This is a genomic window from Marinobacterium marisflavi (genome assembly GCF_982447095.1).
This window is the reverse complement of the sequence record NZ_OZ457898.1, coordinates 2,253,746-2,280,242: the sequence shown is the minus strand read 5'-3', so window position 1 is coordinate 2,280,242 and position 26,497 is coordinate 2,253,746. Positions and strand designations below refer to the sequence as shown.

23 protein-coding genes are annotated in these 26,497 nt (G+C 54.3%); 20 read left to right on the top strand and 3 right to left on the bottom strand.

Translation table 11 applies throughout. The features are described 5' to 3' along the window. Positions 1-7: 7 nt before the first annotated feature. From rsmH to AC1WNR_RS11095, 20 genes are all read left to right on the top strand, one after another. Entirely contained in the window at positions 8-946 is a 939-nt protein-coding gene (rsmH, locus tag AC1WNR_RS11190) for a 16S rRNA (cytosine(1402)-N(4))-methyltransferase RsmH (protein ID WP_481644570.1), read from the top strand. Further along, a complete protein-coding gene (gene ftsL, locus AC1WNR_RS11185) occupies positions 943-1,299 on the top strand; it encodes a cell division protein FtsL (protein WP_481644569.1) in 357 nt (118 codons plus the stop codon). The genes rsmH and ftsL overlap by 4 nt, the downstream gene beginning before the upstream one ends. After that, a complete protein-coding gene (locus AC1WNR_RS11180; RefSeq protein WP_481644568.1) occupies positions 1,289-2,998 on the top strand; it encodes a peptidoglycan D,D-transpeptidase FtsI family protein in 1,710 nt (569 codons plus the stop codon). The genes ftsL and AC1WNR_RS11180 overlap by 11 nt, the downstream gene beginning before the upstream one ends. Further along, positions 2,995-4,488, top strand: a complete 1,494-nt coding sequence (locus AC1WNR_RS11175) for a UDP-N-acetylmuramoyl-L-alanyl-D-glutamate--2,6-diaminopimelate ligase (RefSeq protein WP_481644567.1) — start codon at positions 2,995-2,997, stop codon at positions 4,486-4,488. The genes AC1WNR_RS11180 and AC1WNR_RS11175 overlap by 4 nt, the downstream gene beginning before the upstream one ends. Beyond that, positions 4,485-5,849 (top strand): UDP-N-acetylmuramoyl-tripeptide--D-alanyl-D-alanine ligase, encoded by a 1,365-nt coding sequence (locus tag AC1WNR_RS11170; RefSeq protein ID WP_481644566.1) that lies wholly within the window; start codon positions 4,485-4,487, stop codon positions 5,847-5,849. Before AC1WNR_RS11175 ends, AC1WNR_RS11170 begins: the two co-directional genes overlap by 4 nt. Before the next feature lies 1 nt (position 5,850). Continuing rightward, on the top strand, positions 5,851-6,933 hold the full coding sequence (gene mraY, locus AC1WNR_RS11165) for a phospho-N-acetylmuramoyl-pentapeptide-transferase (RefSeq protein WP_481644565.1): 1,083 nt from the start codon (positions 5,851-5,853) through the stop codon (positions 6,931-6,933). An 18-nt stretch (positions 6,934-6,951) separates the two neighbouring features. Continuing rightward, complete coding sequence (gene murD, locus AC1WNR_RS11160; protein WP_481644564.1) at positions 6,952-8,301, top strand: UDP-N-acetylmuramoyl-L-alanine--D-glutamate ligase; 1,350 nt, start codon at positions 6,952-6,954, stop codon at positions 8,299-8,301. Beyond that, the gene (gene ftsW, locus AC1WNR_RS11155; protein WP_481644563.1) at positions 8,298-9,575 is read left to right on the top strand and encodes a putative lipid II flippase FtsW; all 1,278 of its coding nucleotides are present in this window, start codon (positions 8,298-8,300) and stop codon (positions 9,573-9,575) included. Before murD ends, ftsW begins: the two co-directional genes overlap by 4 nt. Continuing rightward, the gene (gene murG / locus AC1WNR_RS11150; protein ID WP_481644562.1) at positions 9,572-10,648 is read left to right on the top strand and encodes an undecaprenyldiphospho-muramoylpentapeptide beta-N-acetylglucosaminyltransferase; all 1,077 of its coding nucleotides are present in this window, start codon (positions 9,572-9,574) and stop codon (positions 10,646-10,648) included. Before ftsW ends, murG begins: the two co-directional genes overlap by 4 nt. 34 nt (positions 10,649-10,682) lie before the next feature. Then, positions 10,683-12,077, top strand: a complete 1,395-nt coding sequence (gene murC / locus AC1WNR_RS11145) for a UDP-N-acetylmuramate--L-alanine ligase (protein WP_481645390.1) — start codon at positions 10,683-10,685, stop codon at positions 12,075-12,077. After that, positions 12,070-12,984, top strand: a complete 915-nt coding sequence (locus AC1WNR_RS11140; RefSeq protein WP_481644561.1) for a D-alanine--D-alanine ligase — start codon at positions 12,070-12,072, stop codon at positions 12,982-12,984. The genes murC and AC1WNR_RS11140 overlap by 8 nt, the downstream gene beginning before the upstream one ends. A 2-nt stretch (positions 12,985-12,986) precedes the next feature. Continuing rightward, positions 12,987-13,823 (top strand): cell division protein FtsQ/DivIB, encoded by an 837-nt coding sequence (locus AC1WNR_RS11135; RefSeq protein WP_481644560.1) that lies wholly within the window; start codon positions 12,987-12,989, stop codon positions 13,821-13,823. Between the two features lie 102 nt (positions 13,824-13,925). Then, positions 13,926-15,122, top strand: a complete 1,197-nt coding sequence (ftsZ, locus tag AC1WNR_RS11130; RefSeq protein ID WP_481644559.1) for a cell division protein FtsZ — start codon at positions 13,926-13,928, stop codon at positions 15,120-15,122. A gap of 108 nt (positions 15,123-15,230) precedes the next feature. Beyond that, the gene (lpxC, locus tag AC1WNR_RS11125; protein WP_481644558.1) at positions 15,231-16,145 is read left to right on the top strand and encodes a UDP-3-O-acyl-N-acetylglucosamine deacetylase; all 915 of its coding nucleotides are present in this window, start codon (positions 15,231-15,233) and stop codon (positions 16,143-16,145) included. Between the two features lie 140 nt (positions 16,146-16,285). After that, a complete protein-coding gene (gene secA, locus AC1WNR_RS11120; protein WP_481644557.1) occupies positions 16,286-19,030 on the top strand; it encodes a preprotein translocase subunit SecA in 2,745 nt (914 codons plus the stop codon). Between the two features lie 220 nt (positions 19,031-19,250). Then, complete coding sequence (locus tag AC1WNR_RS11115) at positions 19,251-19,736, top strand: fasciclin domain-containing protein (RefSeq protein WP_481644556.1); 486 nt, start codon at positions 19,251-19,253, stop codon at positions 19,734-19,736. A 274-nt stretch (positions 19,737-20,010) separates the two neighbouring features. After that, positions 20,011-21,225 (top strand): bifunctional glutamate N-acetyltransferase/amino-acid acetyltransferase ArgJ, encoded by a 1,215-nt coding sequence (gene argJ / locus AC1WNR_RS11110; RefSeq protein WP_481644555.1) that lies wholly within the window; start codon positions 20,011-20,013, stop codon positions 21,223-21,225. Positions 21,226-21,309: 84 nt separating this feature from the next. After that, a complete protein-coding gene (mutT, locus tag AC1WNR_RS11105; protein ID WP_481644554.1) occupies positions 21,310-21,711 on the top strand; it encodes an 8-oxo-dGTP diphosphatase MutT in 402 nt (133 codons plus the stop codon). Beyond that, complete coding sequence (coaE, locus tag AC1WNR_RS11100) at positions 21,704-22,300, top strand: dephospho-CoA kinase (RefSeq protein ID WP_481644553.1); 597 nt, start codon at positions 21,704-21,706, stop codon at positions 22,298-22,300. The genes mutT and coaE overlap by 8 nt, the downstream gene beginning before the upstream one ends. A gap of 29 nt (positions 22,301-22,329) precedes the next feature. Then, entirely contained in the window at positions 22,330-22,566 is a 237-nt protein-coding gene (locus tag AC1WNR_RS11095; protein WP_481644552.1) for a DNA gyrase inhibitor YacG, read from the top strand. 46 nt (positions 22,567-22,612) lie between these two features. Here AC1WNR_RS11095 and AC1WNR_RS11090 read toward each other — a convergent pair whose 3' ends face one another. The 3 genes from AC1WNR_RS11090 to pilB are packed head-to-tail and all read right to left on the bottom strand — an operon-like array spanning position 22,613 to position 26,487. After that, a complete protein-coding gene (locus AC1WNR_RS11090) occupies positions 22,613-23,476 on the bottom strand; it encodes a prepilin peptidase (protein WP_481644551.1) in 864 nt (287 codons plus the stop codon). Between the two features lie 32 nt (positions 23,477-23,508). After that, positions 23,509-24,753 carry a type II secretion system F family protein gene (locus AC1WNR_RS11085; protein ID WP_481644550.1) on the bottom strand — a complete coding sequence of 415 codons (1,245 nt, stop codon included), beginning with the start codon at positions 24,751-24,753 and terminating at the stop codon, positions 23,509-23,511. Between the two features lie 15 nt (positions 24,754-24,768). Then, entirely contained in the window at positions 24,769-26,487 is a 1,719-nt protein-coding gene (gene pilB / locus AC1WNR_RS11080) for a type IV-A pilus assembly ATPase PilB (protein WP_481644549.1), read from the bottom strand. Positions 26,488-26,497: the final 10 nt, after the last annotated feature.

The following is a 26,497-nucleotide window of genomic DNA, read 5'->3' as shown; positions in this document are numbered from 1 at the left end:
GTGCGCCATGAGTGAGCCCCTCAGTCATATCACCGTCCTGCTCAACGAAGCGGTCGATGCGCTAGTGCACGACCCAGATGGTGTCTATGTAGACTGCACGTTTGGCCGCGGTGGTCACTCGCAGCTAATTCTCGATCGTCTTAGTGATAAAGGTCGCTTGATTGCTATCGATAAAGACCCTGAAGCGATCGCATACGCGCACCATCGTTTTGGCGAAGAGCCGCGTTTTCAGATAGAGCATGGCTCTTTCGCGCAACTGCAGGAGTTTATGCAGGCGCGGGGGCTAGAGGGTGAGGTTGCTGGCGTCCTAATGGATTTGGGTGTGAGTTCGCCACAGTTGGATGACCCTACTCGCGGCTTTAGTTTTCAGACTGACGGCCCGCTGGATATGCGCATGGACACGACGCGTGGCCCCAGCGCTGCTGATTGGGTTAATAGCGCTCCAGAGGGTGAAATCGCCGATGTTCTGTTTAAGTATGGCGAAGAGCGCTTCGGTCGACGGATGGCGGCGGCGATTGTTCGCGAACGTGCAGACGCCCCAATCGAAACCACTGCCCGCCTGTCGGCCATCGTGGCTGCTGCAAACCCCAAATGGGAGAAGGGTAAAAATCCGGCAACTCGAGCATTTCAGGGAATCCGTATTCATATCAATCGTGAGCTTGAAGATGTTGAGTCGGTGCTCGATCAGGCATTGGAAGTGCTGGCAGTAGGCGGTCGAATGGCGGTGATTAGCTTCCACTCGTTGGAAGATCGGATCGTTAAACGCTTCATCCGCACCCACGTGAAAGGGGATGAGCATCTGCCGCCGGGTATTCCGTTTACCAATGACATGCTACGCATTCGTCTTAAGGCTGTGGGTAAGGCGATAAAAGCCGGTGGCGCCGAGCTTAAGGAGAACCCGCGCGCTCGTAGCGCGGTGATGCGTGTGGCGGAGAAGGTTAAATGAATCTCTCGCTGCCAAAATTTGAACTTGCGCCGGTTAAAGTGTCGCGTAAAGAGGCACCGTTGCTGACGCTTGGACAGATTTTTGAACAGTTGCTTGCGCTGACGTTGCTGGTTTTGCTGGTGATCGGTTCAGCGCTAGCGGTTATCTACACCTCTTATGAGTACCGTCGCCTGTTTCATCAACAGCAGACACTGGTGCGTGAGAGCGATAACTATCGGATTGAGTGGGGCCAGTTACTGCTTGAGCAGAGCGCCTGGGGCTCTAACTCACGCGTAGAGAAACTGGCCTCTGAAAATATCGACATGCGGGCGCCGGACCCGAAAGAGATTAGGTTGATTCGCCATGAAAGATGAGCAGCTTGTGCAAATACACGCTGCCGGTAGTTGGCGGCTCTGGATTGTTGGTTTTCTGCTGGTGCTGGTCTCCGGCGGTATTCTGTTTAAGATGGTTTCGCTCTACACCTCGGAGCAAGCATTTCTGCAGAAGCAGGGCGATGCCCGTTCTCTGCGTACACGTCTAACGCCTGCACACCGCGGTCTTATTACTGATCGTAACGGCGAGCCTCTGGCGGTGAGTGCTCCGGTTGCTACCATCTGGGCTGACCCCAAAGAGACCGATCTACAGAATCCAAACATCGCGCTGATGGCACGCCTGTTGGATCTGAGCCCGCAAGAGCTGTTGGGCGACCTTAAATCAGACCCCAAACGTCGCTTCCTCTATATCAAGCGGCAGGTGACTCCTGAAGTTGCACAGCGGATTGATGAACTTAATATTCGTGGCATTCATGTCGATCGATCGTTTAAGCGATTCTATCCAGCTGCAGAGGTGACGACTCATCTGGTTGGCTTCACCAATGTCGATGGTGAGGGGCAGGAGGGGCTGGAACTTGCTTTCAATGAGGTGCTACGTGGCGAACCGGGGCGCTCGTTGGTGCTACAGGATCGCAAAGGGCGCACGGTTAAACACTTGCAGAATCTGCAGCAGGCGATGCCCGGTGAAGATCTGGCGCTGAGTATTGATCTGCGACTGCAGTACCTCGCTTATCGCGAACTCAAAGATGCGGTGCAGACGCACAAAGCTGACTCAGCTTCAGCGGTGATTCTGGACGCACACACCGGCGAGGTGTTGGCGATGGTCAATCAGCCATCGTATAACCCCAATGATCGCTCGAGGCTGACCACCGATGCACTGCGTAATCGTGCGATGACCGATACCTTCGAGCCGGGTTCAACGATGAAGCCCATCACGGTTGCAGCAGCATTGATGAGTGGTGACTACCAAGTTCAGGATGTGGTTGATACCTCGCCTGGTTACATTCGTGTGCGGGGTGCCTCAATTCGTGACCACCGTAACTATGGTGAACTGGATATTACCGGAATTATTACCAAGTCGAGCAACGTCGGTGTGGTGAAGCTGTCGCGCTCAATGGAGCATGACTCGGTACGTAACCTGATGGCCAACCTCGGTTTGGGTCGGCCGACAAGTACTGGCTTTCCTGGGGAGCGAACCGGCGTCTTACCCTATTTAAGTGAGCGGCAGGAGGTAGAGCAAGCGACGCTCTCCTATGGCTACGGCCTATCGGTCACGCCGCTGCAACTCGCCCAGAGCTATATTCCCTTCGCAAATGGTGGCCGGCTCTTGCCGGTTTCGCTGTATAAGCAGTCTGAGTCGCCCATTGGTGAGCGCGTGATGCCCAAAGAGGTTGCGGATTCTGTACTACAGATGATGGAGACCGTTATTTCACCTCAGGGTACCGCGCGCAAAGCGGCAGTGACTGGCTACAGGGTTGGTGGCAAAACCGGTACGGCGCACAAAGCGGTTGCTGGCGGTTATGACGATGACGCTTACATCTCCGTATTCGCCGGTATCGCACCGATCAGCAACCCGCGCATCATTATGGCGGTGATGGTCGATAATCCTAAGGGTCAGGAGTACTACGGCGGCGAAGTCGCGGCTCCAGTCTTTGCACGTGTTATGGGCGGGGTGCTGCGCTTGATGAATGTACCACCTGATAACTGGGAGGAGTCCGAGCTGCAGGTGGTGTCGAAATGAGTGGTTTGAATCTGCGCTGGACATTGGCGGAGCTGTTGCCCGAATTAGGTTGTTTGGATACCACTGAGGTGACGGGGCTCACCCAAGATAGCCGCACCGTGGAGAAGGGTGATCTCTTCGTAGCCCGCACAGGGTTCAGAACTGACGGAGCTGAGTTCGCGCGCGATGCAGTACACAAGGGTGCCGCCGCCGTTCTCCTTGAGACCGACCGAACCAGTGCCGAATACCTTGCATCGATTCTACATGTGCCTGTTATCTCATGGACACCTGCGCGCTTGAGCTTGGGAGCCTTGGCGGATCGGTTTTATCAATCGCCGAGTCGCAAACTGCAGGTTATTGGTATCACGGGTACTAATGGTAAGACCTCGTCAGCGCATTTCTCTGCTCAGGTGTCTAATGCTCTGGGTCGCCGTGCTGCGATGATTGGAACGCTCGGTAACGGTTTTCTCGATTGTTTAGACACAGCGACTCACACCACGCCCGATGCCGTTTCCCTGCACCGTATGATTGCCGAGTATGAGGCGCAGGGCGCGCAGATGGTAGTGATGGAGGTGTCTAGTCACGCGATTGATCAGGGACGTATTGATGGTATCGATTTTGATGTTGTCGGTTACACCAATCTGACGCGAGATCATCTTGATTACCACGGCTCTGAAGAGGCTTATGCGGCGGCTAAGGCGAAGTTGTTTACAGATTGTAACGTGGGCCGTCAGGTGTTGAATGCTGATGATCTGCGTCCGGCGGCACTCTTATGCACCCCTGCAGTGGGTGTTGATCGCGTCGGCTTCTCCCTCACGGATCAGACCCAGGTGGTTGCTCTAGTCTCAAAAGTTCTGCGAACTGGTGGCATGGATCTTGAGATTAAACTCGGTGCAAACAAGCTCCAGCTCGAACTGCCACTTCTGGGTGAGTTCAACATCTCCAATCTGCTGTTAGTGATTGGTCTAATGCACCAATTGGGCTACGGCGCTGAACAGTTGGAGCCGGCACTGAACCAAGTTCAGCCGGTTGAAGGGCGCATGCAGCGGCTGGCTAACCGTGAAGGGCCAGTGGTGCTGGTGGATTATGCCCATACCCCCGACGCTCTCGTTAAGGCTTTGAACGCCTGCCGAGCCCATATGTCAGAGGGCCGCTTGGCTGTGCTGTTTGGCTGTGGTGGAGATCGTGACAGAGGCAAGCGCCCATTGATGGCGGCCGCAGCGGAGCAGAACGCTGATCTGATCTGGCTAACTAGCGATAATCCGCGAACAGAGAATCCAGAGCAGATTATCAGCGATGCCCTGTCCGGCTTCTCCGAAGGAGTACAACTGGTTACAGAGGTGGATCGTGGACGTGCTATCGCCTCTATTATTCGCGCAACGGGCGAGGGGGATATTGTTTTGCTCGCCGGTAAGGGGCACGAAACCTACCAAGAGATTAATGACGAACGCATGCCGTTCTCGGATGCTGAGGTGGCCACAGATGCACTGCGTGCCGGAGGCTACTTATGATGCGCTCATATCTGCTCTCTGAATTGGCTCAGGCCTGCGGTGCCGAGTTGGTGGGGAGTGATCAGACTATTTCCGCAATCACAACCGATAGCCGTCAAGCGGGCGAGGGCAGTCTGTTTGTCACGCTCAAGGGTGAGCGCTTTGATGCTCATCAATTTGTTCGGCAGGTGGCAGAAGCCGGTGGCGCTGCAGCCCTGGTTTCACAGCCGCAAGAGGCAACGATTGCACAGTTGGTGGTTGATGATCGTCTAAAGGCGCTGGGCGATCTAGGGCGGTTTAATCGCGACCAGTTTGACGGCAAGGTCGCAGCGGTCACTGGCTCGGCCGGTAAAACGACAGTGAAAGAGATGCTGGCAAGCATGCTTGCGAGCCGCGCGGGGACACTGGCGACCAAAGGTAACCTTAACAACGAGATCGGAGCGCCACTCACGCTGCTAGAACTTGCACCTGAACATGAGTATGCCGTTATCGAGCTAGGTGCCAGTGGTATCGGTGAGATTGCCCGTACCGTTGCGATGACACAGCCGCATGTTGCCATCCTTAATAACGCGATGGAGGCTCACGTTGAGGGCTTCGGCAGCCTCGAGAATATTATCCAGGCTAAGTCGGAGATCTATGAAGGTTTGCAGGACGGCGGCATAGGTATTGTAAATCTGGATGACCCCGCCTCGCATGTTTGGAGTGCGAAACTGGCAAAACTCCAGCGTAGGGTGATCACCTTTGGTACTCATGCGGCCGCAGATGTGCGCGCGGAAGCGTTGGTGCAACGTGGCAATGGCTGTTTTAACTTCCGTCTGCGCGTGCGCGGTGAGAGCTATCCCGTTTTTCTCAATGTCATGGGGCGCCATATGGTGCTCAACGCGCTCGCCGCGATCGCCGCTTGGGTAGCATTGGAGTTGCCGCTAGAGCGGGCGGTTAGAGCGCTGTCTGAGTATTGCGGCTTCAAGGGTCGCATGCAGTCGCATCAACTCACACCCAAGTTGCAACTGATCGACGATAGCTACAACGCTAATCCAGGTTCAATGCGTGCCGCTGTGGACGTGTTGGGTTCGTTAGCGGGCCCTCATACGCTGGTGCTTGGGGCGATGGCTGAACTGGGCGAGAGCGAGCGTCAGCTGCACCGTGAGTTGGGTGAATACATTGGTAAAGCCGGTATTAAAACCTTGATAGCTACTGGCGAGTTGATGCGCGATACCGTAGAGGCTGCAGCGGCAGCAGGTGTCGAAGCACATTTTAGTGCCAATCACGAAGAGATAATGACGTTTCTCTCTACAGTCTCTGAGGGTGCAATTTTGGTTAAAGGTTCACGCAGTGCAGCCATGGATAAGGTTGTCGCTGCTCTGATTGAGGGGAATGCCTAGCATGTTGCTGTTTTTTGCAGACTGGTTGGCGGATCACTTTAGTGCGTTCAATGTTTTTCGCTACCTGACGATGCGCGGAATTATGGGAATTTTGACAGCGCTGGCGATTTCGCTGTTGATTGGACCTAAGTTGATCCGCAAGCTGCAGGTTAAGCAAATTGGTCAGGCGGTGCGTCAGGACGGTCCTGAGTCGCACCTGAGTAAAGCGGGTACACCAACGATGGGTGGTGGCCTGATTTTACTTGCGATTGCGATCAGCACGCTGCTCTGGAGCGATCTAACAAACGCCTATGTTTGGATTACGCTTGGCGTTACGGCTATTTTTGGCGCTGTCGGTTGGGTTGATGACTGGCGAAAAGTGGTGGAGAAGGATTCGCGAGGTCTGCCCGCGCGTTGGAAATACTTCTGGCAATCGATCGGCGGTATTGCGGCGGCAGTCGCGCTCTATACCCTAGCCGATGAGCCGGTGCATACCGATCTTCTCATTCCATACCTTAAGGATACAGCGTTGCCGCTCGGCCTGCTGTTTGTCCCCTTTGTTTACTTCGTCATTGTTGGCACCTCCAACGCAGTTAACCTGACGGATGGCCTTGATGGCCTGGCGATTATGCCCACAGTTATGGTGGCGGGTGCGCTAGCGGTATTTGCCTATCTTAGCGGCAACGTAAACTTTTCGAGTTACCTAGACATTCCGTATGTGGCGGGTTCGGGTGAGCTGATTATCTTCCTCGGTTCGATTATCGGTGCGGGGCTCGGTTTCCTCTGGTTCAACACCTATCCAGCGCAGGTTTTTATGGGTGATGTGGGTGCGCTGGCGCTTGGAGCTGCTCTGGGCGTGGTCGCGGTTATCGTGCGGCAGGAGTTGGTGCTGTTCGTAATGGGTGGAATCTTTGTATTGGAGACCGTATCGGTGATGCTTCAGGTCGGCTCTTTCAAGCTAACCGGACGTCGCATCTTCCGAATGGCACCGATTCACCACCATTTTGAACTCAAAGGTTGGCCGGAGCCGCGCGTCATTGTGCGATTCTGGATTATCAGTTTTATCTTGGTGCTGGTCGGTTTGGCCTCGCTGAAACTTCGTTAATCGGGCAAAGGGACGAGAGTGGCGTTAATAACGAGCGATCAATTCCGAATCATCATTGGAGTCGGGCAGACCGGCCTCAGTGTGGCACGCTACCTCGCCTCACGAGGCCTGGTGTTCGCTGCCTGCGATACGCGTGAATCGGGCGCTGCGATCGAGCGCTTCCGTCAGGAGTTTCCTCAAGTTGAACTGCGCACCGGTGAGCTAGATGGCGATTGGTTGGGGCGCGCGACCGAATTGATCATTAGTCCGGGTCTGGCCAAGTCCAACCCAGCAATTGAGACAGCTCAGATCCGCGGCGCCCGTCTACTTGGAGATATCGATCTATTTGCCCGTGAAGTAAACGCTCCGGTTGTTGCGATCACTGGATCAAACGGGAAGACCACTGTAACCACCTTGGTCGGTCAGATGGCGGCAGATGCCGGTGTGAATGTTGCCGTTGGCGGTAATATCGGTGTGCCGGTTTTGGACCTGATTGATCCGGACGTTGAACTCTATGTTTTGGAGTTATCGAGTTTCCAATTAGAGACCTGCTCCGAACTACGACCCCGTGTTGCAACCGTTCTAAACCTCTCAGCGGACCATATGGATCGCTACGCGAACATGCTGGAGTACCATCAGGCGAAGCACCGCATCTATCGCCGGACCCAGGTTGCAGTCTACAACCGTGACGATTCGCTAAGCCGGCCTCTGGTTGCGAAGGATGTTGTACAGATTAGCTTTGGTCTGGGCGCGCCTGATCTCGGGCACTACGGCCTGCTTCGATCTGATAAAGGTGCTGTGCTGGCCAAAGGGGCTCAGGCGCTGCTGAACACAGATCAGCTGAAAATTCGTGGTGAACACAATATTGCTAATGCGCTGGCGGCGCTGGCTCTGGGTGAGGCGGTGCGACTACCGCTGGACTCCATGGTACAGACTTTGAGTCAGTTTGCCGGGCTCCCGCACCGCTGTCAGTGGGTGCGAGAACATCGCGCAGTCAGTTGGTTTAATGACTCCAAGGGTACCAATGTGGGTGCCACGCTTGCCGCCATCAATGGGCTCAACGCCACTCAAACGGGCGAGGCTAAGATGGTTCTAATCGCAGGCGGTCAGAGTAAAGGCCAGAGTTTTGCTGATTTGAAGCAGCCGCTTATAAGTGCAGCGCGCGCGGTGATTTTGATCGGCGAGGATGCTCAGCAGATCGGTGCACAGATTGAGCACCCCAATACTCAGTATGCAGCCAATATGGATGAGGCGGTCAGGCTTGCAGCCTCTGCCGCTGTTGCTGGCGATCTTGTTCTGCTCTCACCCGCTTGTGCCAGCTTCGATATGTTCAGTGGCTATGAGGCGCGCGGTGATCGATTTGTTGAACTCGTGGAGGCGTTGGCATGAAGATCAATCTGAATGTGCCAAAGAGGCCCCTCGCAAAATTGAGAGCTCCGGCTGAACCGGCTCTGATGCGCCTACCTAAGGGGACGCTGCCCTTTGATGGGTTGATGATCGCCAGCATGCTGGCGTTGATGCTGACCGGTTTTGTGATGATCTCCTCTGCCTCAATGGATGTTGCGGCGGACAACTTCGGCGGACCTTTCTTCTTTATATTCCGTCATGGGCTTTTCGTGCTGATGTCGCTACTAGCCTTCTCGATGCTAGTGCGTATTCCGATGCATGTCTGGGAGCGCTTCTCGGTCTGGTTGCTATTTATCGGGCTTTTCCTGCTGGTCATTGTTTTGATTCCGGGGATTGGCCGCGAGGTGAACGGTTCGCGTCGCTGGATCGGTTTGGGTAGCTTTAACCTGCAGGCATCAGAGATCGCCAAGCTCTGTATGGTGATGTTCATCTCAGGCTATCTGGTGCGACGTCTGCACGAGGTGCGCTCTACCTGGAAGGGTGTTATCAAGCCTGCAGTACCGCTCGCCTTCTATGTGTTCGCGCTCTACCTAGAGCCTGATTACGGCGCAATCGTTATTACCACGGCGACCGTGATGGGGATGATCTTCCTGGGTGGTATGAAGCCGTTACAGCTCGTCACTCTGGTAACGATTGTAAGTTCGTTGGTTGGCGCGATGGCGCTTGCCCAACCTTATCGGTTGGCGCGTCTGAAATCTTTTGCAGACCCTTGGGCTGACCCTTACGGCGCGGGTTATCAGCTTTCGCAGGCGCAGATCGCTTTTGGGCGCGGTGACTGGTTTGGCGCCGGTTTGGGTAACTCAGTGCAGAAGCTCTTCTACCTACCAGAGGCACATACTGACTTTGTCTACTCGGTGCTGGCCGAGGAGCTGGGTTTGATCGGCGCGCTGACGATTGTCGCACTCTACTGCATTCTGATCGTCCGTATCTTCTTGATCGGCCGCCAGGCTGAACGTCAGCGTCAGTTTTTTATGTCGTATGTGGCTTACGGCTTCGGCTTTATTTTGGCGGGCCAGGCATTGATCAATATTGGTGTAAACGTCGGTGCACTGCCGACCAAGGGGCTGACGCTGCCATTGATGAGTTATGGCGGTTCCTCGCTGCTTGTGTGTGCCGGCATGATCGCCATTGTGCAGCGCATCGACCTTGAACTCAAACGTGAGCGCTTGGGTATCAAGACCAAGCCCGGTCTGCTAGGGCGACTGCTGCAGCGCTTCAGAGGCAACACCGCAACGAGTCAGGAGAGTGCCGCATGAGTCGCGTACTGGTGATGGCTGGCGGAACGGGTGGACATGTCTTCCCGGCCCTCGCTGTTGCTGATCTGCTACGGGCACAGGGCCATGAAATTGAGTGGCTCGGCACAGCCCAACGTATTGAGGCGCGTGTTGTACCGGAGGCGGGCATTAAGTTGAACTCCATATCCGTCGAAGGTGTGCGTGGCAAGTCCAAACTTAGTCTGCTACTAGCGCCACTCAAGATCATCAAGGCGGTGATGCAAGCACGCGCTGTAGTGCGTCGATTCAACCCCGATGTGGTGCTCGGTATGGGCGGTTTCGCGTCTGGTCCTGGTGCACTTGCAGCGTATCTGCAGGGCTGTCCACTGGTTATCCACGAGCAAAACGCGATAGCCGGCGTGACTAATACCCAATCGCGCCGCTTTGCGCGACGAGTTCTGCAGGCCTTCCCTAATGCTTTTAAAACGGGCGAGCAGGGTGAAGTGGTGGGTAACCCGATTCGCGGCCCTATTTTAGAGATGTCGCCGCCGGCAGAGCGTTTTGCCGGACGCACCGGTCGACTGCGGGTTCTGGTGGTGGGTGGCAGTCTCGGTGCTCTGGCGATTAATGAACTGATGCCTAAAGTGATGGCTCAGCTGCCAGAGGATGAGCGTCCAGAACTGCTTCATCAAACGGGTGAAAAGCACCTGGCGGCGACTCAGGACGCTTACAAACGAGCCGGTGTGACGGCAGAGGTTGTGCCCTTTATTGAGGCGATGAACACCGCTTATGCCGATGCGGATCTGGTGATCTGCCGTGCAGGTGCACTGACAGTGTCGGAGATCGCAATAGCTGGGGTGGCAGCTCTCTTTGTGCCCTTCCCGTACGCCGTGGATGACCATCAGACTGAGAATGCTGGATATCTGGTTGCCGCTGGCGGTGCCGACCTGATTCAGCAGAGAGATTTAACGGTTGAGCGCCTGCTCGATTGGCTCAAACAACACAGCTCGCGTGACAAGCTGCTCGCTATGGCTGAGCGCGCACGTGAGCAGGGGCGCCCCGATGCCGGGCAGCGCGTCGCAGATATTTGCCTGGAGGTATGCCGTGAGTCCTAAGGCCGGTCATCGTCGTGATTATGAAGTGCCAGAGATGCGTCGTATTCGTGCGATTCATTTTGTCGGTATTGGTGGTGTGGGTATGTGCGGTATTGCTGAGGTGCTGCTCAACCAAGGGTATGAGATCTCCGGGTCGGATATTCGCCACTCGGCTGTGACGGAACGTCTTCGTGAACTAGGCGCTACGATCTTCATCGGCCACGAGGGAAGCAATGTTGAGGAGGCTGATGTGGTGGTCACCTCGACGGCGGTGACTAAAGCGAACCCTGAAGTCGAACGGGCACTTGAATTGCGTCTGCCAATAGTTCGTCGTGCTGAGATGTTGGCCGAACTGATGCGCTACCGCCACGGCATCGCCGTCGCTGGAACGCACGGTAAGACCACAACGACCAGTTTGGTCGCCTCTATTTTGGCTGAAGCGAATATGGATCCGACTTATGTTATCGGCGGGCGTCTAACCAGCGCGGGAACCAATGCTAAGCTGGGCGGCAGCCGTTACTTGGTGGCTGAGGCTGATGAGTCTGATGCCTCTTTCCTGCATCTGCAGCCGATGGTGGCAATAGTTACGAATATCGATGCCGACCATATGGACACCTACGATGGTGACTTCGGCAAGCTGAAGCAGACCTTTATTCGTTTTATGCAAAACCTACCTTTTTATGGCCTCGCCGTTGTCTGCTCGGACGACGACGTGGTCTCCGAGCTGATCCCAGATATCGGTCGTCCGGTACTGACCTACGGCTTTAATGAGGGTGCTGATTTTCGCGCTGTGGATCTGCGCCAGACTGGCTTGCAGAGTCACTTCCGCGTGATCCGTCCAGGCGGTCTGTCCGATCTTAATGTAACGCTTAATATGCCTGGCCGTCACAACGTGCTGAACGCGTTAGCTGCGATCGCTGTTGCAACCGATGAAGAGCTGGATGATGGCGCGATCTGTCGCGCGCTCGAGCAGTTTCAGGGTGTAGGTCGTCGTTTTCAGGTGTTGGGTGAGCTGCCACTTGAAGGCGGCAGCGTAACGCTGGTTGATGATTACGGTCATCACCCTACCGAGGTGCAGGCGGTTATTAGTGCCGTACAGGAAGGTTGGCCGGGTCGCCGTATGGTGATGGTGTATCAGCCGCATCGCTACACCCGTACTCGTGACCTCTACGAAGATTTCGTTAATGTGCTGCAGGCGGCAGATCAGTTGTTACTGCTTGATGTCTATGCGGCTGGTGAGGAGCCGATTCCCGGAGCCGATAGTCGCTCGATCTGTCGTAGTCTGCGGCAGCGCGGTCGTGAACCTATCTTCGTCGAGTCCGATGCCGAAATTGCCAACGTGCTGCGTCAGGTGTTGCAACCGGGCGATCTCTTGTTGACTCAGGGTGCTGGCAATATCACCACGCTGGCGCATCAGCTTAAGCATAATTGGGAGGCCGGATATGAGTGATTTCGGTCGCGTGGCCGTCATTATGGGCGGCACCTCTGCGGAGCGTGAAGTTTCACTGCGCTCGGGTGCTGAGGTACTCAAAGGACTATTAGAAGCCGGCGTTGATGCCTTCGCGATAGACCTCGGCGCTGAGGGTGCTAATCCTCTGCAACAGCTGCTGCAGGCTGAGTTTGACCGTGCCTTTCTTATTGTCCATGGCCCGGGCGGTGAAGATGGTCTGTTGCAAGCTGCCCTCGAGATGCTCGGTAAACCCTACACGGGGAGTGGTGTGGCCTCGTCAGCGATCGGTATGGATAAGCTGCGTACCAAACAGGTTTGGATTGGCGCGGGTCTTCCGACCCCCAAGTTCGCCGTACTCAATGATCGCTCTGATTTAGCCGCTGTTGCTCAATCTTTGGGCTTCCCGATGATGATTAAGCCAGCACATGAAGGCTCGAGTATCGGTATGAGCCGCGTGACTAGCGCTGAGGAGCTGCGCCAGGCTTACGTTGACGCCAAGCAGTATGACTCCAGTGTTATCGCCGAGCAGTGGGTCAATGGTCCTGAATTTACTGTCGCCGTTCTCAATGGCCAAGCACTGCCAGTGATTCGCCTAGAGACACCGCACGAATTCTACGATTTCAATGCCAAGTATCAGGCGAACGACACACGTTATGAGTTCGACACAGGTTTGAGTGAAGAACGCGTTACACAGATGCAACAGTTGGTGGTCGACTCTTTTGAGGCGCTGGGCTGTCGTGGTTGGGGGCGTGTTGATCTGATGCTGGATGCCAATGGGCAGTTTCAACTGCTGGAGGTGAACACTGCTCCGGGCATGACAGATCACTCGTTGGTGCCGATGGCTGCGAAACGTAAGGGCATGAGCTTCTCTGAGTTGGTGGTTGAGATCTTGAAGGGAGCTTGCTGACCATGACGATCTCTATGCCGTGGAGCCGCCAGACTGATGAGCGCATCGAACCGATGGTAGAGGTAGATGCCAACCTGCTATTTGAAACCAGTGAGGTAACCATTGAGGCAGAGGTCCAGCAGGAGAGTGAGTGGATCTGGAAGCCGCTGTTCGCTTTCACGCTGGCCGGTTGTGTGTTGATGCTCTGGTATGCCGGCGTACGTGAGTATGTGGGTTGGATTGATCGTCAGATCGGCTTCATCGGTGTAGAGGGTGCGACTCGTCATATCGATAAAACCGCGGTAGAACAGGGGCTCTGGGCGCAGATGGATGCACCGCTGCTCGACGTCGATCTGCAGCAGTTGCACGAAACCTTAGTGCAGCAGCCTTGGATTAACGAAGTTAGCGTCAAGCGCAGCTGGCCTGCGGCGATAGAGGTGCAGGTGATCGAAGAGGTACCGGTCGCGCGCTGGGGTGATCGCGGTCTGTTGAACCATGAGGGCGATATCTTCTGGCCGAATCTTAAAGCGGAGTACATGTCGCTACCGAAACTGAATGGGCCGTCGCATGAGACAGTGCGCATCATGCAGCAGTATCACGATTTGAGTCAGCTCTTCAGTCGCTCTGAGCTGCGCATAGTGGGCCTTGTGCTAGAGGCGCGTGGTGCATGGAATATCGAGCTTGAGAACGGCATGCACATTATCGCCGGACGTGAGGATTTGATGCCGCGTTTGCGCCGTTTTCTGGATGTTTACAAAATCCAGCTAGTGGATCGCGCTAGTGAGGTAGCCGAGGTCGATATTCGTTACACCAATGGCGTAGCGGTGCGCTGGAAGGCGCAAGAGACGGCAAAAAAATAGATTAAATTCGAGCGCTGGACAGAGAAGCCAGGCTCACACACTAAAAAGAAGCAAAACAGCTGTGGCAGCAAATTTGGGGGCCGTCACAGAAGGGGGTTAAACATGTTTCAATTGGTTGATCAGGTAGAAACTGGCGCAAAGATCAAGGTGATAGGAGTCGGTGGTGCTGGTGGTAATGCGGTTGCGCATATGCTGGCGCAGAAGCTCGAGGGGGTCGAGTTTATCTGCACCAATACCGATGCACAGGCGCTTGAGCGTTTGGTGCAGAGCTCTGTCGTACATATTGGTAAGGATCTGACACGCGGACTGGGTGCCGGTGCTAATCCTGATATCGGCCGGCAGGCAGCGATCGAGAATGCCGATATGCTACGCGCGCAGCTTGTGGGTGCAGATCTGGTATTTATCACAGCAGGTATGGGCGGCGGCACAGGTACAGGTGCTGCACCAGTAATTGCAGAGCTTGCGCGTGATGTCGGCGCACTGAGTGTTGCGGTGGTAACCCGCCCGTTCAAATTTGAAGGCCGTCGTCGTACCGATGTGGCGGACAAAGGCATTGAAGAGCTGCGCGCTGCCGTCGACTCTTTAATTATCCTCCCCAACGACAAGCTGGTTCCTGTGTTGGGACGTAAAGCGTCGCTGATTGACGCTTTTGGTCAAGCGAACGATGTGCTGAAGGGAGCCGTTCAAGGTATCGCAGATCTGATCACTGCACCGGGCATGATCAACGTCGACTTTGCCGATGTGCGCACCGTTATGGACTCCATGGGCATGGCGATGATGGGCACCGGTATCGCTTCGGGCGATGAGCGTGCAACGTTAGCGGCTGAGATGGCTGTGAACAGCCCGCTGCTTGAGGACGTCTGCCTCAAGGGCGCCAAGGGTGTGTTGGTCAATGTCGCTGCCGGTGAAGACCTGAGCCTCGGTGAGTTCTCGGAAGTGGGTGAGATCGTTCACGAGTACGCTGCCGATGATGCGACTGTCGTGATCGGTACGGCGATCGACCCATCTCTGGGTGATCAGATTAAGGTGACCGTCGTAGCCACAGGTCTGGATCGCGCAGAAGCCGTTGTAGCGCCGGTAGAGGATGCGCCAGTTGTGCAGCAGACTACGCTTGCGACTGAAGCGCCGGTGCTCGTATCTACAACGACTCAGTCGGGTGTAGAGATCGATCTGACAAAAATCGAATTGCCAGAGATCCTGCGTCGCGATCGTAAAGAGGCGCTTTTGGACCGTCCAAAATCCGAAACTGCGGAACTTGATCTCGATCTTCTTGATATTCCAGCTTTCGCTCGTCGCTGAACCGAAACTGAATATTTTTTAAGCAATGGCCGTCTGATCCCTAGGATCAGGCGGTTATTTGCTATATCATAAGTGGTTAGTTGAACTTTAAGTTGGTAATCGCTTCGCATGATCAAGCAACGCACCCTCAAAAACAGCATCAAAGCGACGGGTATCGGTCTCCATAGCGGTCAGAAAGTCTATCTGACCCTTCGTCCGGCTCCTGTAAACACGGGTATCATATTTCGACGTGTTGACCTTGATCCCGTGGTTGAGATCCCGGCGCTGGCGTTGAACGTTGCCGATACCACTCTCTCCACCAATATTGCTAAAGACGGTGTGCGTGTAGCGACTATCGAACATCTGCTTTCTGCGTTGGCTGGTCTGGGCATCGATAATGCGTACATTGAACTGAGCGCTGAAGAGGTGCCTATCATGGACGGTAGTGCGGCTCCGTTTGTGTTCCTGGTGCAGTCAGCCGGTATTGAAGAGCAGGAAGCGGCCAAGCAGTTTATCCGTATCAAGAAAGAGGTGCGGGTTGAAGCTGAGGGCAAAGCGGCTATGTTCAAACCGTTCGATGGGTTCAAAGTCGGTTTCCAGATTGAGTTTGATCACCCAGCCTTCAAAGATGGCACGATGGAAGCGGCACTGGATTTCTCCAGCACCTCGTTCGTAAAAGAGGTGGCTCGCGCCCGTACCTTCGGTTTTATGCGCGATATCGAGTACCTCCGTTCGCAAAATCTGGCACTCGGTGGCAGCTTCGATAACGCCATCGTTGTAGACGACTACCGCATTCTTAATGATGACGGCCTGCGCTACGAGGATGAGTTTGTAAAACACAAGATTCTGGATGCTGTCGGCGACCTCTACCTGCTTGGTAAGAGCCTGATCGGCGAGTTCTACGGTCTGAAATCGGGCCACTTCCTCAACAACCGCCTGTTACGTACGTTGTTGGCGGATGAGTCGGCTTACGAGATCGTCACCTTCGAAACCGACGAGCACAAAGCGCCAATCTCCTATCAGCGCCCTGCGGCGGCTGTTTAACGGATCGACTTATGGTATAAAACAGGGCCTCGTGATGAGGCCCTGTTTTCATTCAGGGGTCGATGATTTTTAAGCGCTAGTTGATTTGTCGCTTCACCGTCCCCAATTAGATACAAACTGAAACTCTAGATGACCAAACCATGCTGACAAATATTCTTAAAAAACTCTTCGGTAGCAAAAACGATCGCGAACTAAAACGCATGGGGAAGGTGGTCAAACAGATTAACGAGCTCGAACCAAGTTTCGAAGCCCTGAGCGACGATGAACTCAAAGGAAAGTCTGCAGACTTCCGCGCCCGCCTAGAGCAGGGCGAGTCGCTCGATCAAATTCTGCCTGAAGCGTTTGCAGCCTGTCGTGAGGCGTCGAAGCGCGTCATGGGTATGCGCCACTTTGATGTTCAGCTGATCGGTGGTATGACGCTGCATGAGGGCAAGGTTGCTGAGATGCGCACCGGTGAGGGTAAAACCCTGGTGGCGACACTGGCGGTATACCTCAACGCACTGACGGCTAAAGGTGTTCATGTTGTCACCGTCAACGACTACCTAGCGAGCCGTGACGCAGAGTGGATGCGTCCACTCTATGAAGCACTGGGTCTAACTGTGGGTGTCGTGGTCTCGGGCCAAGATGGTGAGACCAAGCGCGCGGCTTACAACTGTGATATCACCTACGGTACCAACAACGAATTTGGCTTCGACTACCTGCGTGACAACATGGCGTTTAGCATCAATGACAAGGTGCAGCGCGACTTTAACTTTGCCGTTGTCGACGAGGTGGACTCAATCCTGATCGATGAGGCGCGCACGCCGTTGATTATTTCGGGTCCGGCTGAAGATAGCTCGGAGACCTACCGCAAGATCAATACCATCATCCCACAACTGACTCAGTTTGAGGGTGAGATCGACGTTAAAGACACCACCCAGGTGATTAACGAAGATTTCCATATGGATGAGAAGAACCGCACCATCGAATTGACCGAAGCGGGTCATGAGAAGGTTGAGGGTCTGTTGATTGAGCTGGGTGTTCTGCAGGAGGGCGATAGCCTCTATGCGCCTGCTAACCTCAGCTTACTGCATCATGTACTGGCAGGCTTGCGTGCGCACCATCTGTTTGTAAAAGATCGTGACTACATCGTGCAGAACGGTCAGGTGGTTATCGTAGATGAGCACACCGGTCGTATTATGTCTGGCCGTCGCTGGTCAGATGGTCTGCATCAGGCAGTTGAGGCGAAAGAGGGTGTGACAATCCAGCAGGAGAGTCAGACACTCGCATCAACAACTTTCCAGAACTACTTCCGTCTCTACGAGAAGCTCTCCGGTATGACCGGCACGGCCGATACCGAAGCGTTCGAGCTGCGTCAGATCTATGGTCTAGACGTTGTGGTTATCCCCACCAACCGCCCGATTGCCCGTATCGATTACAACGATCTGGTGTACCTATCGATTGAAGATAAGTACATGGCGATCGTTAAAGAGATTCAGCACTGCCAGGAAAATGGCCGTCCTGTTCTGGTCGGTACTGCATCAGTCAATGCCTCTGAGCTGCTGTCCCAGCTGCTCACCAAAGAGAAGATTAAGCACAACGTTCTTAACGCCAAGCAGCACGACCGTGAAGCGGGTGTTATCGCTGAAGCGGGACGTCCGGGTGCGGTGACTATCGCCACCAACATGGCCGGTCGTGGTACCGACATTATGCTGGGCGGTAAGCTTGAAGCTGAACTGGCTGAGCTAGGTGAAAACGCCACCGAAGAGCAGATTGAAGCTGCGACTGCAGATTGGCGCCAGCGCCATGAGGCGGTTCTGGAAGCAGGTGGTCTACACATTGTTGGTACTGAACGTCACGAGTCGCGTCGTATCGATAACCAGCTACGTGGTCGTGCGGGTCGTCAGGGTGACCCGGGTTCATCGCGCTTCTTCCTGTCGCTAGAAGATGACCTGATGCGTATATTCGCCTCTGACCGTGTGCGCAACATGATGAAAGCCCTAGGTATGGAGAAGGGCGAAGCGATCGAGCATAAGATGGTGTCGAATGCGATCGAGAAGGCGCAGCGTAAAGTTGAGGGCCGCAACTTCGATATCCGTAAGCAGCTACTTGAGTACGATGATGTGGCCAACGATCAGCGTACCGTTGTCTATGGTCAGCGTAACGAGCTGATGGCTTCTGATGATATCTCTGACACCATCGAAGCGGTGCGCGCAGAGGTTGTGAACGACATTATCAGTGATCACATTCCGCCACAGTCGTTGGCGGAGCAGTGGGATATTGCCGGGCTTGAAGAGTCGATCAAACGTGAGTTCAACACTGAGATGCCGGTGCAGCAGTGGCTGGATGAGGATGAAGCGCTCTACGAAGAGACCCTGCGTGAGCGCATCTTGAACCAGCTGTTGGATGAGTACAAAGCCAAAGAGGAGCAGGTTGGCGTTGAGGGCATGCGTACCTTCGAGAAGCAGGTCATGCTGCAGGTCGTCGACAACCTCTGGAAAGAGCATCTACAGACCATGGATCTGCTGCGAGCCGGTATTCACCTGCGTGGCTACGCGCAGAAGAACCCGAAGCAGGAGTACAAGCGGGAGTCGTTTGAACTCTTCACGGCGCTGCTCGATAACATCAAGCGTGAAGTGGTTAAGATCATCAGTCACGTGCAGGTGCGTCAGCCAGAAGACGTTGAGGCAATTGAGCGTCAGCGTCGCGAAGCGGCCATGCGTCAGGCGATGGAGTTCCAGCACGCCAATGCGTCAGGTATGGGTGCAGAGGGTGAAGAGGGCGCAGAACAGCCGGAGCAGAGCGCTGGCACGGTTGTCCGTGATACCCCAAAAGTGGGCCGTAACGACCCTTGCCCTTGTGGATCAGGTAAAAAGTATAAGGCGTGTCACGGTAAGCTGGCTTAAGCCAAAAAAAATTGTTAAACCCCGCACTTGCGGGGTTTTTTGCTTTTTGTAGTCGGAAAAAGTCACTTTTTAGTGATGCTCCGGTAGCTTTTACAGGGTTAAGTCATAACTGTTCTAATTCAGTTTGTTCGATCTTTTTTATCGGGATCCGCCTCGAAAATTTCGTCCGTAAGCGAAGGTGGAATGCACAACGGAACGAATAATTTTTTGGAGCGACATGATGAAAAAGACAATTTTAGGAATGGCTTTGACACTGGGTATGGCCTCAAGCGCGTTCGCTGGCGATATGATGAAGAAAGATATTGTCGACACTGCAGTCGGTGCCGGACAATTTAATACGCTGGTTGCAGCGGTTCAGTCAGCAGGCTTGGTCGACGCACTCAAAGGTGATGGCCCGCTAACCGTATTTGCACCAACAGACGAGGCGTTTGCAGCGCTACCAGAGGGCACAGTAGAAAATCTGCTGAAGCCTGAGAACAAAGCTATGCTGGTAGATATCCTAACCTACCATGTACTGCCCGGTGCGGTGATGGCATCGGACGTTAATGGCAAACGTATGGGTGTTGAGATGCTGAATGGTGACACCGCAACTGTGACGGGTTGGAACGGCGTTAAGATTGATGGTGCTACCGTTGTTGGCGCGGATATCGAGGCGAGCAACGGTGTCATCCACGTGATTGATAAGGTGATTCTACCGAAGTCATAAGCGACTTTAGCTGAGTGTCCCGAAACGCCTGCCTGCAAGCAGGCGTTTTTTTGTTCCCAGCCGCTTTTGCCCGCAATCAAGTGTCGGAGAGAGTCACGACCCCGTCGGTCTGTTCAGTACCCACGGTAGGAGGCTTCTTCGCGAAGCGTATTTGCCTACCCCGACCTTCTGCCAACAAATCGCCCCCGAGCAATAGCCCTGAAACATCCGCTAGTTTAAAATCTTCGCATCGCGCTCAACTGTGTAGCGCTATCTATTTCGAAAGGAACACTCCATGGCTGTCGGTCCAGATACTCTTCCAACTCTGCTCCCAATTTCAGGCTTCAAAATCGGTATCGCTTCGGCGGGCATCAAAAAGCCGGGGCGTCGCGATATTGTGGTGATGGAAGTGGCCGAGGGCGCTTCGGTGGCGGCTGTGTTCACCAAAAACGCGTTTTGTGCAGCGCCGGTCACACTCTGTAAAAAGCACCTCGAGGCCGGTCAGATTCGCTATCTGTTGACCAACACCGGTAATGCGAATGCAGGTACTGGCAAGCAAGGTATGGCGGATGCGATCACCTGTTGTAACGAGATGGCAGCACGTGTCGGTTTGAGTGCGGAGCAGATCATGCCGTTCTCGACTGGCGTTATTGGTGAACCACTCCCTGTTGGCAAGATTACCGGCGCGTTGGATGCGGCAATTGCTGATCTAAAAGAGGATAACTGGCTCGACGCTGCTTGGGGCATTATGACAACGGATACTCGCGCTAAGGGCGCCTGCGAGCAGGTCGAGATTGGTGGTAAGACGGTTACCCTGACCGGTATCTCTAAAGGTGCCGGCATGATTAAGCCCAATATGGCGACCATGCTAGGCTACGTAGCGACCGATGCGAAAGTGGATCAGGCTCTGTTGCAGCAGTGGATGAGTGCGGCGACAGAGAAATCGTTCAACCGCATTACAGTAGATGGCGATACCTCGACCAATGACTCCTGTGTGCTGGTTGCTACGGGCGCTTCAGGCACTGAGGTTCCGGCTTCAGGTGCTGACGCAGATGCTTTTGTAGCGGCGTTGAACCGCGTGATGCTGCAGCTTGCGCAACTGATTGTTCGTGATGGTGAGGGCGCCACTAAGTTTGTTGAGGTGCGCGTCTCTAAAGCCGCAACGGTGCAAGAGGCGTTGGATGTTGCCTACACCATTGCGCACTCACCGCTGACCAAAACAGCGCTCTTCGCCTCGGACCCAAACTGGGGCCGTATTCTGGCCTGTGTGGGTCGTGCGGGTGTTGAGAATCTGGATTTAGATGCATTGCAGATCTATCTGGACCAGACCTGTATTGTAGAGAACGGTGGTCGTGCTGCCAGCTACACCGAAGAGCAGGGCCAGGCGGTAATGAATCAAGAGGATATCCTGATTCACGTGGTGCTTAACCGCGGTGAGGTAACAGAATCGGTCTGGACAACGGATCTCTCCAAAGAGTACGTCGCGATCAATGCGGACTATCGTAGTTAAGAGCCGCAGTTAAGAGCCCGTAGTCAAGAAACCGTAGTTAAGAGCAGTCGCTAATAACCAGGTTTAAGGAGTTTAGAGTTACCGATGAAGATAGTCGAAGTTGCTGCCGGTGTTATCTACAACCCCGAAGGCGAAATTCTTATAGCCAAGCGGGCTGATAATCAGCATCAGGGCGGTCTGTGGGAGTTTCCCGGCGGTAAGATCGAGCAGGGTGAATCGGCTCAGCAGGCGCTGGCGCGTGAGCTTTACGAAGAGCTAGCAATCAAGGTAAGCGCCTCTGAACCACTGGTTCGAATTGCGCACGACTACACCGACAAATCGGTTGTACTGGATGTCTGGTGCGTTACAGCATTCAGTGGTGAAGCGCGTGGCGTTGAAGGGCAGCCGCTGGCCTGGGTCTCGGTTGATCGGCTGACCGACTACGATTTCCCCGCAGCGAATGAGCCGATCATCGCTGCAGTTCTAGAGCGCGCTCAGCATGGCTAGGATGCTAATCGGCCTTACCGGTGGTATAGCGTCGGGCAAGAGTGCCGTCGCCAATCGCTTGGCCGAATTGGGCGCTGATATTATCGATACCGACCTCATTTCCCGCGAAGTGGTTGAACCGGGCACGCCTGCACTCGCCCAGATTGCTGTGCATTTTGGGCCTGAAGTGATCGCTGAAGACGGCACGCTCAATCGCGCGGTTGTGCGTGAAAAGGTGTTTGCCAACCCAAGTGAGCGTAAGTGGTTGGAGGCGTTGCTTCATCCCGTGATTCGGCAGACGGCTTTGGATAGAGCTCAGCGCTCGCAAGCTCAACTCGCGGTGCTGGTTGTGCCGCTGCTTTTTGAGAGCGGTCAATATCAGCATACAGATTTGAACCTGGTTGTGGATGTGCCGGTAGATCTGCAGCGCCAACGCGTGCTTGCGCGTGATGTTGTGTCTGAAGATCAGGTTGAACAGATTCTCAGTGCACAGATGAGTCGCGCAGCGCGGCTGGAAAAAGCGGACCGAGTCATTGAGAACAGCGGAACACTGGAGCAGCTGTTCGCTAAGGTAGATTCCTTGTACGCTGAGCTTGTGGCCGAGCGCTAGGCATAGTTAGGATAAAGAGAGGTTAAGATTTGTCCCAAAGTAAGACTAAGAGCACTACCAAGATTACCTTTGTTGATTGTCCTACCTGCGGTAAGAAGAGTCCGTTTACACCCGATAACAAGTGGCGTCCGTTCTGTTCTGAACGCTGTAAGTTGATCGACTTAGGTGAGTGGGCGTCGGAGGGTTATCAAATCCCGGCTGAGCCTGATATTGAGGACTTCTCTATTGGTGATACTCCGGAAGAGATGCCCTACACCAAACACTAGATCTCTGTAGGAGCCCGATTTATCGGGCGACCAAGCCAAAGATTGCTCAATGCATCAGCAAGTCAAGATACCAAGCATTAATTTTCCCACCCCAAATAATCGCCACCCATCCAGCAATCGCCAGATAAGGGCCAAACGGCAGAGGTTCAGAAGCGGAGCGTTTTCCGGTGGCGGAGATCGCAAGTGTTAGCACAACACCGACGACTGACGAGAGCAGTATAGTGAGCGGTAGCACTGCGACGCCCCCAAAGGCACCGATCGCGGCCAGCAGTTTGAAGTCGCCGTAGCCCATACCTTCCTTGCCAGTGAGCAGCTTGAAGACCCAGTAAACAGTCCAAAGAGCGAGATATCCGATGGCAGCGCCCCAGACTGCGTTGGAGAGGGTGGTGAACACTTCTTGGGTGTTAAGGAGTAGGCCCAGCCAGACTAGTGGTAGCGTGATGCGATCAGGTAGGAGTTGGTGGTCGATATCTATGAAGGTTAGTGCGATAAGTGACCAGGTGAATAACAGCAGGGCTGCGCCTTCTAGACCGAGGCCATACTGCCAGCCAATAAAACCGCCGAGCAGTGCGGTGAGTGCTTCGATGAGCGGGTAGCGTGCTGAGATGGCGGTGCTGCAGTTGGAGCATTTGCCACGAAGAATCAGCCAACTGATGACGGGAACGTTCTCGTACCAAGTGATCATATGACCACAGTTATTGCAGCGCGATCTGGGCTTGGAGAGGTTAAAGGTTTGTGGTTCTGAATCGGCGGTTTCCTTGCCTTCCGCTTCGTCAATTTCGGCCTGCCACTCCAGCTCCATTATTTTTGGGAGGCGCAGTATCACTACATTCAGAAAGCTGCCGACCATCAGTGAGAGTACGGCAGCGATGGGCCAAGCTAGAGCTCCGTCCAAGAGAAATTCGGGCATTTCTTTTCCTTAATCTGTCTCAGCCGAATGGTTTAACCAACGACATTACCCAGCTGGAAGATCGGTAGATACATGGCGACAACGAGGCCACCGACCAGAGTACCCAGAATCACCATAATTAGGGGTTCGAGTAGGCTCGATAGGTTATCAACAGCGTTATCGACTGACTCCTCGTAGAAGGCAGCGACTTTGTCCAGCATCCCCTCAAGTGAACCCGCCTCTTCACCAATAGAGATCATCTGAACCACCATGGCGGGGTAGATGCCGGTCATATTGGTGGCGTTTGTGAGCGACTGGCCACCGGCGACGCCGTTTCGGATCTGGTAAATAGATTCGCGGAACACATAGTTACCTGAGGCGCCGGCACAGGAGTCCAGTGCTTGCACCAGCGGCACACCCGCTGCGAAAGTGGTCGATAAGGTGCGGGCAAAGCGGGCGATCGCCGCTTCGTAGAGTACGTTGCCGATCACTGGAATCTTTAACACGGTTTTATCTAACCAGTTACGAAACTTCTCTGAACGTAAATGAGCTTGCTTGAAAGCAAAGCCGGCAGCGATAGTTCCCAGTAAACCAACCCACCACCAGTCTTGGGCCCAGTACGAGAGATTGACGACAAACATGGTGAATGCTGGGAGGTCAGCACCGAAGCTCGAGAATACATCTTCGAATACGGGTACGACCTTCACGAGTAGAATCGCGGTAACCAGAACACCCACCACGATAACGGCGATCGGGTAAGTGAGTGCCTTTTTGATTTTCGCTTTCAGCGACTCCATCTTCTCTTTATAGGTCGCGATACGATCAAGCATGGTCTCAAGCGCACCGGACTGCTCACCGGCTGCGACCAGCGAACAGTAGAGATCATCGAAGTACTCAGGATATTTCGCGAGTGATCGAGAGAAGTCAGTACCGGAGTTCACATCGGCACGAATATCGTATACGAGTTTCTTAAGTTTGTTCTTTTCAGCACCGCCAGCAACGATCTCCAGCGCCTTGAGCATAGGGACGCCAGATTTCATCATAGTGGCCATCTGGCGGGTGAAAAAGGCGATATCAACCGGTTTTATCGGTTTATCTTTGTTGCCGAGAATCGAGGTGCGCTCTTTAGCGATCTTTTGCGGAATTATACCCTGTTTACGCAGTGTGGCTTTGGCACCGGCCACATCTTTAGCGTCGATCTTGCCTTTTGAAATATTGCCGCTTTTGTCGCGACCGGTCCATTCGAAGGTGATGAATTTTTCAGCCTTCTTGGTCTTTGTAGCGGTGGCCGTTGCCATAGTCTATCGTCCTGATCAGGTTTTAATAACGCGGTTCATCTCTTCAAGACTAGTCAAACCCTCGGCAACTTTCCTCAATCCGGACTCACGCAGTGTCTTGAATCCCTGCTCGCGAGCTCTGCGCAGGATATCGAGTGAGTTGCCGTTCTGCATAATGGTCTCAGCGATCTCTGTCGTCATCTGCATCATTTCGTAGATACCCACACGCCCTTTATAGCCGCGGTTACATTTGGGACATCCACTGGGATTGGGCTCAAACAGGTGCAGTTTGGGAATATCCTCAGCTTTGAAGCCCTCCTCGATCAGCGCAGCTTCGGGTATCTGTGCAGGCTGCTTGCACCCAGTACAGAGTCGGCGTGCCAGACGCTGAGCGATGATCAGTGACACCGATGTTGCAATGTTGAATGCGGGTACCCCCATGTTGCGCAGACGCGTAAGCGTTTCCGGTGCGGAGTTAGTGTGCAGTGTTGATAACACCATATGGCCGGTCTGTGCTGCCTTGATGCCGATTTCAGCGGTTTCCAAGTCGCGAATCTCACCCACCATGACGACGTCAGGGTCCTGACGCAGGAAGGCCCGTAGCGCCTCGGCAAAGGTGAGGCCAACTTTGGGGTTCACGTGAACCTGGTTGATCCCCTCCATATTGATCTCTACCGGATCCTCGGCCGTGGAGATATTGCGCTCAACTTCGTTAAGAATGTTCAGGCCTGTATAGAGGGTAACCGTCTTACCTGAGCCGGTAGGGCCGGTGACCAGAATCATCCCTTGCGGGCGGTGGAGGTTCGACATGTAGAGTTCGCGCTGCTCGGGTTCAAAGCCGAGCGCATCTACACCGATGGTTGCGCTCGTCGGGTCGAGAATACGCAGTACGATCTTTTCGCCCCACAGGGTGGGTAGGGTGTTCACACGGAAGTCGATTGAGCGTTTAGCCGAGACCTTCAGTTTTATGCGTCCATCTTGAGGCACGCGCCGTTCTGCGATGTCCATATTAGACATAACCTTCAAGCGAGCGCCCAAACGCGAGGCGAGGTTGATCGGTGGCTTGCTGACTTCGGTTAGGATGCCGTCGATACGACAGCGCACGCGGTAGGTCTTTTCGTAGGGCTCGAAGTGGATATCCGAAGCACCGTTTTTGATCGCATCCAATAGTATCTTGTTGATGAAGCGGACGATGGGGGCATCCGAAGCGGCGTCCTCGGCGCTCTCCTCTTCAGCAGCACGCTGAGTCTCGCCGATCTCTAGGTTATCAAGGTCACCATCTTCAAGATCGCCCAATGCACCAGAACCATCGTCGGCATCCAACAGCAGGTCGATACGGCGCTCTAGCTTATCCTCTTCAACAATAACCGCTTCGGTAGTGATACCGGTGCTGAATTTGATCTCATCGAGGGCTTGGATATTTGTCGGGTCAGCAATCCCGATGAACAGACGATTGTCGCGCTTCATCAATGGGAGTGCGCGGTGTTTGGTAATCAACGCATCAGCGATTAGGCCCTGCGGAATAGACTCGGAGTTATAGGCGTCAAGGTCTAGAAGAGGAAGGCCAAACTCTTCTGCTGCGGCGCACGCAGCGCGATGAGCACTGACGAGGCGCTGCGCAATAATGAAGGTAACAAAGGATTGATTCGCAGTGCGTGATTTGCTCAGCGCATCCATCGCCGTCTCGGCAGTGAATACACCGTCATTAACCAGCCGCTTGGCCAGACCGCTTAGGGGTTGAAAACCTTGTGCCAACGTCTTGGCT